15 protein-coding genes are annotated in these 14,808 nt (G+C 65.8%); 6 read left to right on the forward strand and 9 right to left on the reverse strand.

The window, feature by feature from the left end; translation table 11 throughout:
* Positions 1–222: 222 nt before the first annotated feature.
* Positions 223–2,529, forward strand: a complete 2,307-nt coding sequence (metE, locus tag WCE05_RS24505; protein WP_368816743.1) for a 5-methyltetrahydropteroyltriglutamate--homocysteine S-methyltransferase — start codon at positions 223–225, stop codon at positions 2,527–2,529.
* Positions 2,530–2,598: 69 nt separating this feature from the next.
* Here the strand turns inward: metE and WCE05_RS24510 are convergent, their stop codons facing one another.
* Both WCE05_RS24510 and WCE05_RS24515 read right to left on the reverse strand, forming a co-directional pair.
* Entirely contained in the window at positions 2,599–3,228 is a 630-nt protein-coding gene (locus tag WCE05_RS24510; protein WP_368816744.1) for a TetR family transcriptional regulator C-terminal domain-containing protein, read from the reverse strand.
* Between the two features lie 303 nt (positions 3,229–3,531).
* Positions 3,532–4,710 carry an acetyl-CoA C-acetyltransferase gene (locus tag WCE05_RS24515; protein WP_225789498.1) on the reverse strand — a complete coding sequence of 393 codons (1,179 nt, stop codon included), beginning with the start codon at positions 4,708–4,710 and terminating at the stop codon, positions 3,532–3,534.
* Between the two features lie 342 nt (positions 4,711–5,052).
* Here WCE05_RS24515 and fabV point away from each other — a divergent pair, with 342 nt between their 5' ends.
* The 3 genes from fabV to WCE05_RS24530 all read left to right on the forward strand — a co-directional run bounded on the left by fabV (position 5,053) and on the right by WCE05_RS24530 (position 8,175).
* Positions 5,053–6,264 (forward strand): enoyl-ACP reductase FabV, encoded by a 1,212-nt coding sequence (fabV, locus tag WCE05_RS24520; protein WP_225789496.1) that lies wholly within the window; start codon positions 5,053–5,055, stop codon positions 6,262–6,264.
* A 169-nt stretch (positions 6,265–6,433) separates the two neighbouring features.
* Complete coding sequence (locus WCE05_RS24525; RefSeq protein ID WP_253099546.1) at positions 6,434–7,120, forward strand: GNAT family N-acetyltransferase; 687 nt, start codon at positions 6,434–6,436, stop codon at positions 7,118–7,120.
* A 149-nt stretch (positions 7,121–7,269) separates the two neighbouring features.
* Positions 7,270–8,175, forward strand: coding sequence for an alpha/beta fold hydrolase (locus WCE05_RS24530; protein ID WP_253079973.1), 906 nt, complete (start codon positions 7,270–7,272; stop codon positions 8,173–8,175).
* 37 nt (positions 8,176–8,212) lie between these two features.
* Here the strand turns inward: WCE05_RS24530 and chrA are convergent, their stop codons facing one another.
* The 5 genes from chrA to WCE05_RS24555 all read right to left on the reverse strand — a co-directional run bounded on the left by chrA (position 8,213) and on the right by WCE05_RS24555 (position 11,648).
* Positions 8,213–9,517: a chromate efflux transporter gene (gene chrA, locus WCE05_RS24535; RefSeq protein ID WP_225789493.1), complete on the reverse strand. Its 1,305-nt coding sequence runs from the start codon at positions 9,515–9,517 to the stop codon at positions 8,213–8,215.
* A gap of 147 nt (positions 9,518–9,664) precedes the next feature.
* Positions 9,665–10,006, reverse strand: a complete 342-nt coding sequence (locus tag WCE05_RS24540; RefSeq protein ID WP_225789492.1) for a HopJ type III effector protein — start codon at positions 10,004–10,006, stop codon at positions 9,665–9,667.
* Entirely contained in the window at positions 9,999–10,295 is a 297-nt protein-coding gene (locus WCE05_RS24545; protein ID WP_225789491.1) for a DUF1244 domain-containing protein, read from the reverse strand. The genes WCE05_RS24540 and WCE05_RS24545 overlap by 8 nt, the downstream gene beginning before the upstream one ends.
* A 9-nt stretch (positions 10,296–10,304) precedes the next feature.
* Positions 10,305–10,997 (reverse strand): dihydromonapterin reductase, encoded by a 693-nt coding sequence (folM, locus tag WCE05_RS24550; RefSeq protein ID WP_225789490.1) that lies wholly within the window; start codon positions 10,995–10,997, stop codon positions 10,305–10,307.
* A 78-nt stretch (positions 10,998–11,075) separates the two neighbouring features.
* On the reverse strand, positions 11,076–11,648 hold the full coding sequence (locus WCE05_RS24555) for an antibiotic biosynthesis monooxygenase (RefSeq protein ID WP_253079972.1): 573 nt from the start codon (positions 11,646–11,648) through the stop codon (positions 11,076–11,078).
* A 217-nt stretch (positions 11,649–11,865) separates the two neighbouring features.
* Between WCE05_RS24555 and WCE05_RS24560 the strand changes: the two genes are divergently transcribed.
* On the forward strand, positions 11,866–12,807 hold the full coding sequence (locus tag WCE05_RS24560; RefSeq protein ID WP_368816745.1) for a MerR family transcriptional regulator: 942 nt from the start codon (positions 11,866–11,868) through the stop codon (positions 12,805–12,807).
* On the opposite strand, the gene WCE05_RS24565 is transcribed toward WCE05_RS24560, so the two are convergent.
* On the reverse strand, positions 12,792–13,409 hold the full coding sequence (locus tag WCE05_RS24565; protein WP_368816746.1) for a hypothetical protein: 618 nt from the start codon (positions 13,407–13,409) through the stop codon (positions 12,792–12,794). The two genes, WCE05_RS24560 and WCE05_RS24565, sit on opposite strands and share 16 nt — an antisense overlap.
* A gap of 217 nt (positions 13,410–13,626) precedes the next feature.
* Between WCE05_RS24565 and WCE05_RS24570 the strand changes: the two genes are divergently transcribed.
* Positions 13,627–14,082, forward strand: a complete 456-nt coding sequence (locus tag WCE05_RS24570) for a flavodoxin (RefSeq protein ID WP_253079970.1) — start codon at positions 13,627–13,629, stop codon at positions 14,080–14,082.
* Positions 14,083–14,113: 31 nt separating this feature from the next.
* Here WCE05_RS24570 and WCE05_RS24575 read toward each other — a convergent pair.
* Positions 14,114–14,808: LysR substrate-binding domain-containing protein (locus WCE05_RS24575; RefSeq protein ID WP_368816747.1), on the reverse strand; the 695-nt coding region annotated here is incomplete at its 5' end.

Raw genomic sequence — 14,808 nt, forward strand, 5'->3', positions numbered from 1 at the left:
GTAGGGAATTGCTTTGAAAGAGACATCCTGGGGACCTGGGCTGGCCATTCGCGGCGGTTCGGCGCCGCTCTAAAGCAGCGCCGCACTATCCCTGCGAACCAGGCATGCTTCAATAGGATCATGAGTAAATCTTGTGATCATCTTAAATTAAATGAGTTTGTCTCACGATGGCTGCGCGCCGACAATCCTCTCATTCATTTCTGCATGCTGAGGGACAAGAACATGGCACTGGCGCACAACCTGGGTTTTCCGCGCATCGGGCGCGACCGTGAATTGAAGAAAGCCCAGGAAGCCTTCTGGAAGGGCGAACTGGACGAAGCCGGCCTGCGCACCGTGGGCCGTGAGCTGCGCGCAGCCCATTGGCAGGTGCAGAAAGACGCCGGCATCGAGCTGTTGCCGGTCGGCGACTTCGCCTGGTACGACCAGGTCCTGACCCACTCGCTGACCTTCGGCGTGATCCCGGAGCGCTTCCGGGGCCACGAGGGTGCCAAGCCGACCCTGCAGACCCTGTTCGCCATGGCGCGAGGCGCCGTGGCGACGGACCGCAGCGACAGCTGCTGCGGCGGTGCCCACGCCCAGGAAATGACCAAGTGGTTCGACACCAACTACCACTACCTGGTCCCCGAGTTCACCGCCGACCAGCAGTTCGCCCTGAGCTGGGAGCAGTTGTTCGAGGAAGTGGACGAGGCCAGGGCCCTGGGCCATGCAGTCAAGCCGGTGGTGATCGGCCCGCTGACCTACCTGTGGCTGGGCAAGACCAAGGGCGCCGACTTCGACAAGCTGGAGTTGGTCGACCGCCTGCTACCGTTGTACGACCAGATCTTCAACCGCCTGGCCGCCCAGGGTGTGGAGTGGGTGCAGATCGACGAGCCGATCCTGGTCCTCGACCTGCCGCAGGACTGGAAGAACGCCTACGAGCGTGTCTACAACATCCTGCAGCGCGCACCGCTGAAGAAGCTGATCGCCACCTATTTCGGCGGCCTGGAAGACAACCTGGGCCTGGCCGCCAACCTGCCGGTCGATGGCCTGCACATCGACCTGGTGCGCGCCCCTGAGCAGTACCCGACCATCCTCGACCGCCTGCCGGCCTACAAGGTGCTGTCGCTGGGCCTGGTCAACGGCCGCAACGTCTGGGCCTGCGATCTGGAAAAAGCACTGGATGTGCTGCGCCACGCCGCCGAACGCCTGGGCGATCGCCTGTGGGTGGCGCCCTCCTGCTCGTTGCTGCACAGCCCGGTCGACCTGGCCCGTGAAGACAAGCTGGATGCCGAACTGAAAAGCTGGCTGGCCTTCGCCGTGCAGAAGTGCCAGGAGGTCGCGGTGCTGACCAAGGCCGTCAACGAACCCGGCGTGGCCGACGTCGCCGCTGCCCTGGCGCGCAGCCGGGCCATCCAGGCCAGCCGCGCTGCGTCGCCACGCATTCACAAGCCTGCTGTGCAGGCCCGTCTGGCGGCGATCAAGCCGGCCGACAGCCAGCGCCAGTCGGCGTTCGAGCAGCGCATCGCCAAGCAGCGCGCCGGGCTCGACCTGCCGGCTTTCCCGACCACCACCATCGGCTCCTTCCCACAGACGTCGGCGATCCGCCTGGCGCGGCAGTCGTTCAAGCAGGGCAAGCTGACCGAGGCCGAGTACGTCGAGGCCATGCAGAGCGAGATCCGCCATGCGGTGCAGATCCAGGAAAACCTGGGCCTGGACGTGCTGGTGCACGGCGAGGCCGAGCGTAACGACATGGTCGAGTACTTCGCCGAGCAGCTCGACGGCTACGTGTTCACCCGCTTCGGCTGGGTGCAGAGCTACGGCTCGCGCTGCGTCAAGCCGGCGGTGATCTTCGGTGACCTGAGCCGTCCGAAAGCCATGACCGTGGCGTGGATCGAGTACGCCCAAGGCCTGACCGGCAAGGTGATGAAGGGCATGCTGACCGGCCCTGTGACCATGCTGATGTGGTCGTTCCCACGCGAGGACGTGAGCCGCGAGGTCCAGGCCCGTCAGCTGGCGCTGGCGATTCGCGACGAGGTGCTCGACCTGGAGGCGGCCGGCATCAAGATCGTGCAGATCGACGAAGCGGCCTTCCGCGAGGGCCTGCCGCTGCGCAGGGGCGCCTGGGCTCATTACCTGGAATGGGCCACCGAAGCCTTCCGCCTGTGCGCCTCGGGCGTGCGGGATGAAACCCAGATCCACACCCACATGTGCTACAGCGAGTTCAACGACGTGATCGAGTCGATCGCCGCCATGGACGCCGACGTGATCACCATCGAGACCTCGCGTTCGGACATGGAACTGCTGGAGGCCTTCGAGCAGTTCGACTACCCGAACGAGATCGGCCCAGGCGTGTACGACATCCACTCGCCGCGAGTGCCGAGCAAGGACGAGATGGTCAAGCTGCTGCGCAAGGCCGCCCGGCGCATTCCCGCCGAGCGCCTGTGGGTCAACCCGGACTGCGGCCTGAAGACCCGCGCCTGGCCGGAAACCGAGGCGGCATTGGTCAACATGGTTGCCGCTGCCCGCGAGCTGCGTAGCCAGGGGGCCTGATTACCCTGGATCGACGAACGGGACGCCTTGCGTCCCGTTTTGCGTATTGGGCTCTCGATATTTGTTTTTCTATATAGCGATGCGTTGTTCAGGTCGTCCTGGCTGCAAGCCCCGCAGCAGCATCCTGGTGAGTGCCGAGGCCGAGGGTTGCAGGTCGTGGCCGTCGTGCGTGCGCGATTGCGCCAGCCGGCTCCCCTGTGGGGCGAAGCGGATATGCGCCATGGGCATCGACCAGAGGAACAGCAGCAGGTGTTCCGGCGCGGTGCGGGCGATCAGGCCCCGGTCCATCCAGGTGTTGAGGCAGCCCAGGTTCTGCCGGGCGATCTCGCGCATGGCCTCGGCGCGGCTGCCGGAGAGGTGATGGGCACCGTGCAGCATCTCCCGCACCAGGACCTTGCAGGCATGTGGATATTGCCGGATCACCCCTATCTTGGCCTGGATATAGCGTTCCAGCGCGTCTTTCGGCAGCGCTTCGGGATCGAGGCTGCGCGCCGCGCGCAGGAGCGGCTCCATGACCCGGTCGAGCACACAGGCATAGAGGTTGCGTTTGGTTTCGAAGTAATAGTGGACGTTGGCTTTCGGCAGGCCGGCGCGGGCCGCGATGTCTTCGACCGTGGACGCTTCGAAGCCCTTGTCGGCGAACGCCGCGCTGGCGGCCTCGACGATCAGGCGGCGGTTGCGCTCGCGGATACTAGGCATGGCGGTGCTGCTGTGGGGCAGGGCGGGGATGGCGGATCGGCATGGCTACGGCAAAAGGGAAAGCGGATGCTCGCTACAGTGCCATAACGCTATTGCAAAAGTATATATCGAGGTGGCTTTAGCCGTAGATGAAGGCGTAGCCCTGGCCATGCTCAGGGGGGCAGGGCTGGCCTGTCGCGGCGGTTCGGCGCCCCGACAAGCCCGCTCTGAGTCGACTACACATGATGCAGTTTGCAGGGGCCTGTGGGGGCTTGCCGGCGATGGGCTGCAAAGCAGCCCCGGAACACACTCGCAGCGAACGGCTCAGCGCTCGATCGCCAACGCCACGCCCTGCCCACCCCCGATGCACAGGGTGGCCAGGCCTTTTTTGGCATCGCGCTTGATCATCTCGTGCAGCAGGGTCACCAGCACGCGGCAGCCGGAGGCGCCAATGGGGTGGCCGAGGGCGATCGCGCCGCCGTTGACGTTGACTCGCGAGGCATCCCATTCCAGGCGCTTGCCAACGGCCAGGGCCTGGGCGGCGAAGGCTTCGTTGGCTTCGATCAGGTCCAGGTCGCCCAGCTGCCAGCCGGCCTTGTCCAGGCAGCGCTGGGTGGCGGACACCGGGCCGATGCCCATGACTGCCGGGTCCACACCAGCACTGGCGTAGGCGGTGACCTTGGCCAGCACCGGTAAGCCCAGGGCCTGGGCCTTGCTGGCGCTCATCAGCAGCACCGCGGCGGCGCCGTCGTTGAGGCTGGAGGCGTTGCCGGCGGTCACGCTGCCGTCCTTCTTGAAGGCCGGGCGCAGCTTGGCCAGGGACTCGGCGGTGGTGCCGGGGCGCGGTTGCTCGTCGGTGTCGAAGACCTTGGGGTCGCCCTTCTTCTGCGGCAGGACGATGGGGGTGATCTCGTCCTTGAAGCGGCCAGCCTCGATGGCGGCCACGGCCTTGCGCTGGGACTCGGCGGCGAAGGCATCCTGCTGCTCGCGGCTGATGCCGTATTGCTCGACCAGGTTCTCGGCGGTAATGCCCATGTGGTAGTCGTTGAAGGCGTCCCACAGGCCGTCGGTGATCATGCTGTCGACCAGCTGGCCGTGGCCCATGCGCTGGCCGGTACGGGCGGACGGCAGCACGTAGGGCGCCAGGCTCATGCTCTCCTGGCCGCCGGCGATCACCACCTCGGCGTCACCGCAGCGGATCGCCTGGGCCGCCAGGTGCAGGGCCTTGAGGCCTGAGCCGCAGACCTTGTTCAGGGTCAGCGCGGGCACGCCATAGGGCAGGCCGGCCTTGATCGCCGCCTGGCGCGCCGGGTTCTGGCCGGCAGCGGCGGTGAGCACCTGGCCGAGGATCACCTCGTCGACCTGGGCAGGGTCCAGTTGGGTCTGCTCCAGCAGGCGCTTGATCACCGCGGCGCCCAGGTCCACGGCCGGCACGTTGGCCAGGGCCCCCTGGAAACTGCCGATGGCGGTGCGGGTCGCGGCGACGATGACGACGTCGTTCATGTTGTTGTTCTCCGTGAAGGGTGGACGCCAGCTCGGCGCATTCCTGTCAGCATCGGTGGGAATCGCTCATTTGTTAAATTTGTTTTTCTTTCTCATTGATGTGAAAAACAAATGAGTGGCAGGCGTGAGCCTAGTACGATTCCGCTGCAATGCCGCTCATATCCGGCAGGCGCTCATCAACGATCTGGCCGGCATGGGCGAGCGCAATGTTCTCTTGAAACACCACGATCAGTCCTTAAGATGTGTCGGATCGCTTCCGGGTGTAGTCTCACCCTCCAATAAACGGGTCGTCGCCATGGTTGGCGGCTGTCCCATGCCTAAACACCTGATGAGGTACAGACATTGGCCATCATTCATCCTAAGGTCCGCGGTTTCATCTGCACCACGACCCACCCGAAGGGCTGCGAGCTCAACGTCCGTGACCAGATCGAAGCCACCCGCAAGCTGGGCGTGCGCGAGGATGGGCCGAAGAAGGTCCTGGTGATCGGTGCATCCAGCGGCTATGGCCTGGCGGCGCGCATCACCGCGGCTTTCGGCTTCAAGGCCGACACCCTGGGCGTGTTCTTCGAAAAGCCCGGCACCGAGACCAAGGCCGGTACCGCCGGCTGGTACAACGCCGCGGCCTTCGACAAGTTCGCCAAGGCCGAGGGCCTGTACAGCAAGTCGATCAATGGCGATGCCTTCTCCGATGAAGCCCGTGCCAAGGTCATCGAGCTGATCAAGCACGAGATGGGTGGCAAGGTCGACCTGGTGGTCTATTCCCTGGCCTCTCCTGTACGCAAGCTGCCGCAGACCGGTGAACTGGTGCGCTCGGCGCTCAAGCCGATCGGCCAGCCGTACAAGTCGACCGCCATCGACACCAACAAGGACACCATCATCGAGGCCAGCATCGAGCCGGCCACCGAGCAGGAAATCCAGGACACCGTCACCGTCATGGGCGGCCAGGACTGGCAGCTGTGGATCGACGCCCTGGCCGGCGCCGGCGTGCTGGCCGAAGGTGCGCGCACCGTCGCCTTCAGCTACATCGGCACCGAGATCACCTGGCCGATCTACTGGCACGGCGCCCTGGGCAAGGCCAAGCAGGACCTGGACGAAACTGCCCTGCGCCTGGACCGTAAACTGGCAACCGAGATCAAGGGCGGCGCCAACGTGGCCGTACTGAAGTCGGTCGTCACCCAGGCCAGCTCGGCCATCCCGGTGATGCCGCTGTACCTGTCGATGGTCTTCAAGATCATGCAGGAGAAGGGTGTTCACGAAGGTACCCAGGACCAGCTGGACCGTATGTTCCGCGACCGCCTGTACCGTGCCGACGGCCAGGCCGCTGAAGTCGACGAGAAGGGCCGCCTGCGCCTGGACGACTGGGAACTGCGTGACGACGTCCAGGACGCCTGCAAGGCCCTGTGGCCGCAGGTGACCACCGAGAACCTGTTCCAGCTGACCGACTATGCCGGTTACAAGAAAGAGTTCCTCAAGCTGTTCGGTTTCGAGCGCGCCGACGTCAACTACGACGAAGACGTAGCCACCGACGTACGGTTCGACTGCGTCGAGCTGTAAGCAAGCCCTTGACCGTGCAGCCGTTCATGGACGGCTGCACGGTTCCCTCCGGGGCCTGCACATAATCTGAAACAATTCCTTCGCTGGCCCTTTGCTATGAGGGCGCTCCGGCTGATCTATACCGCTGCTAATGACCAGGTAATTCCGCCTGGGCTGGGGAGGCAGCAGTATGAGCACATTGCAAAAAATACAAGAACGAATCCGCCAAAAAGGTCTTAAACGCACCCTCAAGACCTTGTTCGAGCGCTATGTGTTTTTCCATTGGGAGTTGTTGTGGATGGAGCGTGACCTGGTCAGCCCCGTACCGCCGTACAACCTCAAGGAACACCCACCGGTAACCCTGGTACAGATCACCTCCGAGAACGCCGACGCTTTCGCCCGCTACTTCGGCGACCGCGTCGAGACCATGCGCGAGCTGGCCGCCGAAGGCCACACCGGGCACATGTACCTGGACGAGCAGGGCGATGCGGTGGCGTTCATCTGGGCCAGCGTGGTGGACTACCGCGACAAGCACTACTACGGCTGCACCTTCCCGGTGAAGCCGGGCGAGTTCTTCGAGTTCGGCGGCGAGATGACGCGCCGCTATTTCGGCAGCGAGCTGTCGGTCACCGCCCAGGTGGAGCTGTGGAACGCCATGCGCGAGAAGGGTTGCAACAAGGTGGTGGACGTGGTCGAGACCCACAACGTCCCAGCCATGAAGCTGCATTTGCGCATGGGGTATCACGAGCAAGGGCGGGTGATGCATGTCTATGGCCTGTTCGGGCGCTTCAAGCTGTTCCGCGAAACCCGCTACCAGGGCTCGCGGCTGGAGGTGCTGCGCAAGCCGGGCGTGGCCCGGGCCTTGCCGACTGCCTGAGAGGTTGGCCGGGAGCGGGCTATGCCGTTGGGGTGGGCAAATGCTGGGGCCAAATAGTTGAAATGACGCGCGCTCAATACTAGCGTTGGCGGACGAACAATCGCCCGTGCCCGCGCCCTGTCGGTGCGAGACGCCGCAGGGAGTGCGCCATGAGCAGCCTCATCCAGCCCGCCAGCGCTTTTCGCCAGGACGCCGCCGATGGCTATAGCCTCGGCGGCTTTCGTTGGCGTCATGCCCAAGCCGACCCCCAGCGCCCGCTGGTGATCATCAACGCCGCCACCTCGGTGCGCTGCCGCTATTACGCGCGCTTCGCCGACTACTTGTTCGCCCAGGGCTTCGACGTGCTGACCTACGACTACCGTGGCATCGGCGAATCGCGTCCGGCGTCGCTGCGTGGCTTCCAGGCGTCCTGGAGCGACTGGGGACGGCTCGATTTCGAGGCCATGCTGCAACTGGCGGCCAATGAGTTTCCCGGCCAGCCGGTGGACGTGGTGGGGCATAGCTTCGGTGGCTGCGCGGTGGGCCTGGCGCCGTCTGCGGGCCAAGTACGGCGGCTGGTGATGGTGGGGGCGCAGTTCGCCTATTGGCGTGACTATGCGGCGCAGCAGCGCTGGCGGCTGTTCGGCAAGTGGCATGTGGTGATGCCGCTGCTGACGCGGTTGTTCGGTTACTTCCCAGGCAAGCGCCTGGGCTGGCTGGAAGACACGCCGGCGGGGGTGGTACACGACTGGACCACCCGCACGCCCCGCTACGAGCACCGCCCCAGCGGACGCACGCTGGCGGAGCCGCCATTCGCCAAGGTGCGGGCGACGACCCTGGCGATCAGCCTGGCCGACGATCCGTTCGGCACCATTGCCGCCACCGAACGCTTGCTGGGTTACCTCAATGACGCCGAGCGCCTGCACCTGCGGGTGGCGCCTGTGGATATCTCGGTCGGCGAGATCGGCCACTTCGCCTTCTTCCATGATCGCTTCCGCGACAGCCTGTGGCCGATCGCACTGCAGTGGCTGCAGCAGGGCAACTTGCCACCTGGTACCCCGGGGCAGCGTTTGTGAAAGCCGCCGGCCCATTCGCGGGCAAAAGGCCCAGCACTCAAGCCTGATACCCATACAACACCGCCAGCAACCCTGCCAGCGCACAGGCGAGCAACACTTCCAGCACGCCCCGCCGGAACAGCAGCAACCCCACGGCCGCCAGCACCGCGACCAACAGTGCCAGCCAGTCGATCCCTTGGGCGAACCCATGCGGCCAGAACACGTGATAGCCAAAGAACAAGGCCAGGTTGATGATCACCCCGACCACGGCGGCGCTGATCGCCGTCAAGGGTGCGCTGAAACGCAGTTGGCGCCGGGTGCTCTCCACCAGCGGTGCGCCGATCAGGATGAACAGGAACGACGGCAGGAAGGTGAACCAGGTGACCAGGCAGGCTGCCAGCGCCCCGGCGAGGAAGGCCTGGTCGGCCCCGAGCGGGGCCTGGGCGTAGGCACCGACGAAGGCGACGAAGACCACCAGCATGATCAACGGTCCCGGCGTGCTTTCACCCAGGGCCAGGCCGTCGATCATCTGCGTCGGTGTCAGCCAGCCGAAATGGCTCACCGCGCCCTGGTAGACATAGGGCAGCACCGCGTAGGCGCCGCCGAAGGTCAGCAAGGCTGCCTTGGTGAAGAACCAGGCCATCTGGGTGAACGTGCCTTGCCAGCCGAACAGCAGGAGCAACAGGCCCATCGGCAGGCACCACAGGGCTGCGCCACAGGCCAACAGCCGCAGCAGGTGTGGCCAACGCCAGCGGGTATGCCCGGGTTGTGCCGGCGATGCGTCCGGCAAGGGCTCATGCGCGGCCTGGAACAGCCGGGGCTGCCAACGCCCGCCCAGGTAGCCGAGCAAGGCGGCGCCAAGGATGATCAGCGGGAACGGCAGGCCCAGGCCGAACAAGGCGACGAACGCTGCCAGGGCAACTGCCCACAGCGCGGCGTTGTGCAGGACGCGTGAGCCGATGCGCCAGGCCGCTTGCAGGACAATGGCGGTGATCGCCGGCTTCAGGCCGTAGAACAGCCCGGCGACCACCGGTTGCTGGCCGTGGGCGACATAGACCCATGACAGGCCGATGAGAATGAACAGCGAAGGCAGGACGAACAGCGCCCCGGCAACGATGCCACCCCAGGTACGGTGCATCAGCCAGCCCAGGTAGGTGGCCAGTTGCTGGGCCTCGGGGCCGGGCAGGAGCATGCAGTAGTTGAGTGCATGGAGAAAACGGGATTCGCTGAGCCAGCGACGGCGCTCGACGATTTCCCGGTGCATCAGGGCGATCTGCCCGGCGGGGCCGCCGAAGCCGATGAAGCCCAGCTTGAGCCAGAACAGCATGGCCTGGCGGAAGGGGACGGGGTGCTCGATCGGCATGTGGGGCGGTCCGGGGTAAAGGAGGGCTATGCCCCAATGTCAGTCAGTTAAGCGGCGTTCTGTCATTTTGGGGGTGCGAAGCGGCCCCCAATCACAGCTGAAGGTCTTAACCGGCCGGCATTGGGCCATACCCTCCGCTCGCAGTCGTCAGGCCAGCCGCGTGAGCGGCTGCTGCGCGAACTTCACGCCTGCCAGCCCATGCGCCATCAGCGCGCGGATGTTGGCATGGTCGCTGCCCTCGGGGGTGGCCAGCACGCTGCGGTAGTGCTCGCCGAAGGCCAGCAGCGCTTCCTGGTCGCTCAGGCCTTCGAGCAGGGCCAGGCCCAGGGTCTTGCATGAGCCTTCGTTCTGCCCGGCGGCGTTCTCGACGCCACCGTTGACGAAGGCCTGGGGCTGGTAGCTGTAGTTCGCGGCAATGAACGCCAGGGTGTCGGCGAAGGCGTGTTCGCCGCTGGCGAGGCTGTCGCGCAGGGTGTTCAGATCAGTCACGTGGCTTTCCTTTTTCGAACGCCGCCTGTTGTTCGGCGCTGGCTTCTTTCTGGTACTGGGCTTTCCACTCGGCATAGGGCATGCCGTAGACCACTTCCCGGGCATCATCCAGGCTCAGGTCGATCTGCCGCTCGTCGGCAGCGGCCTTGTACCACTTGGACAGGCAGTTGCGGCAGAAGCCGGAAAGGTTCATCAGGTCGATGTTCTGCACGTCGGTGCGTTGGCGCAGGTGTTCGACCAGGCGCCGGAAGGCGGCGGCTTCGAGTTCGAGCTGTTGTTGGGGCGTCATGGGCTTCTCTCAGGTCATGCGGTTCTTCAGGTGGCGGCCACCATTGATGACCACCTGGCTGCCGGTGCTGTACTGGCTCTGGAGCAGGAACATCACCGCCTCGATCAAGGGGCGTGCACCGGGCTCGAATTCCAGCAGGGCCTTCTTCAGGGTCTGCTGGCGGTAGGCCTCGTCGCCGCCCTCCTTGAGGATCAGCAGGCCTGGCAGGATACCGTTCACGCGCACCTTCGGCGCGTATTTTTCGGCGAACGACAGCACCATGTTCTGCAGGGCGGCCTTGGTCGCGGCATAGCCGATATGGCTCTTGCTGCCGCGCGAGGAGGTTTCGTCGCAGATGTGGATGATGTCGGCCTTGTCCACCTTGGCCAGCAACTCGCCCAGGGCCAGGTTGAGATGGTAGGGCGCCTCGACGTGCAGGCGGAACATGGTCTCGAGGTTGTCCAGGCCGTCGTCCAGCCACAGCGAGGCGTTGTGGATGATTGCGCGCAGGCCGTCATAGTGGCCGTGCAGGTGGTCGATCAGCGCCTGGCGGTCGGCTTCCCGGCAGAGGTCGGCCTGGAACTGGAGGATGTTCGGGTGCGGGGACTGCGGCTGGAGGCTACGGCTGGCACTGACCACCGTATGGCCGGCCTGTGCCAGTTCGAGGGCCAGGGCCAGCCCGACGCGCTGGCTGGCTCCGGTGACGAGGATTGGGCTGTTCATGTTCGGGGCAATCAACTTGTCTGTCCTTGCATGGATGCCCCAGCATACCCGAACTGTTTCCCTTTGTATGACCTGGCCTCAGCGGCTGCGCAGTCCGCGCGCCGCCTGTGTGGCGGATGCCGGGGCTGCGTTCAGCCAGCCGGCCAGCAGGCGGGTCGAGAGTGGGATGAACAGGTACACCATCACCGGCGTCAGGCCCAGGGTACTGAGCAGGACCCGTGGCACCAGGTCCAGCGGCGCCAGCCAGTGCCCGAACAGCACGTTGAACAGCAGCGAGACCGGGAAGAACGCCAGCCAGATGGCCACGGCCTGCTTCCAGCGTGGCGGTTTGTGCACCAGATGGGTGCCGAACCAGTCGTCCAGGCCGGTCACGCGCCGCTCTTCGGGGCGCTCGAACAGGCCGTTGCCACGCTGCAGCCAGGCGCGACGGGAGGCGGAGTGCTCCCAGGCATGCAGGGTCTGTTCGTCGGTGAAGCGGAAGACGATCTGGAACTCGTCGCCGTCGGCGGGTGGGGCGAGGATGCCCGAGCCCAGGTAGCCGGGAAAGTCGGTGGCCAGTTGTTCGCCTTCGTGGAGCCAGGCCAGCAGCTCCTGGTAACGGCCATGGGCGGCGCGGCGCGACACCATCAGGGTGACGGGTGGGGTAGACATCGTGTATCTCCTGGCGACGGGGCTGGCGGGTAGCTGGCCCCTTGGCTTGCGTGGCCCGGGGTGATGGGCGACACAGGCGTGATGCAAGAATCGGGCACGGATTATCGCGGATTTTTCGTGACCGGTCAGTGCTGGCTGGCAGGCGGTCGCGCTGACCCTGCGTGGCCTCCCGTCGTAGAATGCCCCTCAGACACACATGACAGGGTTGCCAGCGCAGATGAACGAAGAGGTAGCGGCCTTGGCCAATGGCGCGGGCCTGGAACCCCAGGCGCGGGTGCCGATTCGCGAAGTTTCCCGGCAGACCGGCGTCAACCCGGTGACCCTGCGGGCGTGGGAGCGCCGCTATGGGCTGATTCGGCCGACGCGGACCCGTAGTGGGCACCGCCTTTATTCCCAGGACGACATCGACACCATCCGCAGCATCCTGGGCTGGCTGGCGCGTGGTGTGGCGGTGAGCAAGGTCGGCAGCATCCTGGCCCGCGACCAGGCGCTGGCCCAGGATGCGTGTGCCGCCGCCCATGCCGACGACCTGGCGCGCTGGCGGGTGCAGGTGCACGCGGCGGCGCAGCGCTTCGACGGTGGCGGCCTGGACCGGCTGTTCGACCAGGTATTCGCCGGCCTTGCCCTGGACCAGGTCTTCGGCGAGGTGTTCATGCCGGTATGGCAGTCACTGCGCGCGGGCCATGGGAGTTTCGGCCAGGCCAGCGCCTGGTTGTTTCTCGACCAGTTCCTGCGTGGCCGGGTGCTGCTGCGCCTGCAACTGGCTCGCGAGCCGCGTGGCAGCCGCGTGGTGCTGGCGCCTTTGCCGGGGCAATGCCATGAACTAGAGCTGCTGGTGGCAGGCTTGCTGTTGGGCTACGACGAAGTGAGCGTGACGCTGCTGCCCCTGGGGCAGCCACTGGAGGAACTGGCGCTGGTCTGCGAACGCTTGGCGCCCGATGCGCTGGTACTGTTCGCCAACCACCAGCCGACCGTGGAGTTGGGCAAGCGTCTGGCGCGTCTGGCGCCAGGGCTGGGCTGCCCGTTGTTGCTGGCGGGGGAGACGGCGGAGCTTGCCCAGGGCAACCTGGCGGGGAGCGCCATGGCCTGCCTGGGCGCCGAGGGTGGCCTGATGCGCAGGCGCTTGCGGCAGTACCTGGGCGGTCAGCCGGCGACCTGAGCGTGCAGCTCCGGGTGGGCCTGGCGATGGGCCTGGAGGATGTATTCGCGCAGGCGCTCGATCTCTTGCGCTGGGCTGCGGCTGAGGTCGTAGGCGGCCAAGTCCGGGCCGATGCGGCGGCGCAGTACGCCATGCAGGCCGATGGCTGGGATGCCTTCGGGAGCGAAGTGCAGGTCGAAGCGCGCAGGCGCTTCTGGCAGGTCGCGCACTTGCACTAGTACACCTTTGAAGGAAATCTCCCGGACCCACAGGCCGCTGCCTGCGCCGTGCGAGTCGAGCAGCGCGGCCGGCTCTTCCAGTGACAGGCGCCAGGGGCGCAGCATGGGGCCGTCCTCGTAGATCTCCGGTGAGCCCAACTGCAGGTGCAGGGCGTGGAATTCGTCTTCCACCAGTTGCAGGGGAAAGCTGATCTGCTGGTTGTTGAACTGCGCCTGGAGCGTGACCTGCTCGTTGGCCACCAGGCGGGTGAGCAACTGCTGGAGCCGATGGTCGCCATTGACCAGCAGGCCCGACATGGGGTCGGCCAGGTTCAACTGGGGCGAATGCTGCATGTTCTGGATGAAGTCCAGTTCGTCCTGGGTCAGGAGGGCGTCTGCTTGCATGGTCGAACTCGAAGGTGGCGGTTTCTTCAACGTCATGGACAGCACGCAAGGCGCTTCGTTCAGAAGCGTTGGTCAGATTTCCGACGGCCAACCTGGGCCGGTGCTGATGCATGCCCGGGCCCTTGGGTGGGAAGGAGACTTTGGTGGGAGGCGGCCTTTTGCCACTGTCGGATGCTAGTATCCTACGTTTTCACTCAGTTTCGGAATCCTCTGCCCGATGAAAGTCGCCATTATTTCTGGTTCGGTGTACGGCACCGCCGATGAAGTCGCCCGTCACGCCGAGTCCCTGCTCAAGGCTGCCGGCTTGCAGGCCTGGCACGCTGCCCGCGCCACCTTGCAGGACCTGCAGGGTTTCGCCCCCGACGCCTTCCTGGCCGTGACCTCGACCACGGGCATGGGTGAGCTGCCCGACAGCATCATCCCGTTGTTCAGCAGCATTCGCGACACCCTGCCTGCCGAGTGGCGTGGGCTGCCGGGCGCGGTGATCGGGTTGGGCGATTCGAGCTATGGCGATACCTACTGTGGCGGTGGCGAGCAGATGCGCGAGCTGTTCGCCGAGCTGGGGCTGCGTGAAGTGCTGCCGATGCTGCGCCTGGATGCCAGCGAGACCGTGACCCCGGAGACCGATGCCGAGCCGTGGATCGCCGAGTTCGTGGCGGCGCTGCAAGGCTGAGCCTTCTTGGGGGCTGGTACTGGCCCCCGTATCATCCACCTGGCGCCGGCCGCTCGCGCAGCAGTTGCAACCAGGCCTGCGCTGCCCGTGACAGGTAGGCCCCGCGCCGCCAGATGAAGGCAATGTCCCAACGCAGGGCTGCCGGCGCCAGCAGCGGCAAGCGCACCACGCCGGGCCGCTCCAGCGCCCGCGCCACCACCCTGGGCAACAACACCACGCCCTGGCCCGCCGCGACCAGCGCGGCGAGGAAATCCGCCTGGCCGCTGCGTCCACCTTCCTTCGGGGTGAATCCCATCTGCTGGCAGGCGCCCAGCAGGCGGTCATTGAGCACGAAGCTGCGCTGGTACAAGAGAAACGGCGTGTCCGCCAACTGGCGCAGCTCGACCTGTGGCAAACCGGCCAGGGCATGCCCGGCCGGCAACAGGGCATCCAGCGGTTCGTTGCAAAAGGGCTGGTACTCGAAGGCCGGATCGCTCGGCGTCAGGCTGCCGCCCAGCTCCAGCTCGCCGCTGGCGACCGCCTGCTCCACGGTGCGGCTACCCCCTTCGAGCAACTGGATGTCGATGTTCGGATGACGCCGCCGGTACTCGGCGAACAACCCCGCGAACAGCGCGTCGCTGCCCAGCAGCGGCAGCCCCAGGCGCAGCTCGCCCCGGGCCATCTGGTCGAGGTCGTCGAGCTCGCCCAGCAACGCCTGGCGCTGGCGCAGCAGGGCTTCTCCACGTT

It is taken from the genome of Pseudomonas sp. I2 (assembly GCF_040984075.1).
GTDB classification, from domain to species: Bacteria; Pseudomonadota; Gammaproteobacteria; order Pseudomonadales; family Pseudomonadaceae; genus Aquipseudomonas; species Aquipseudomonas guariconensis_B.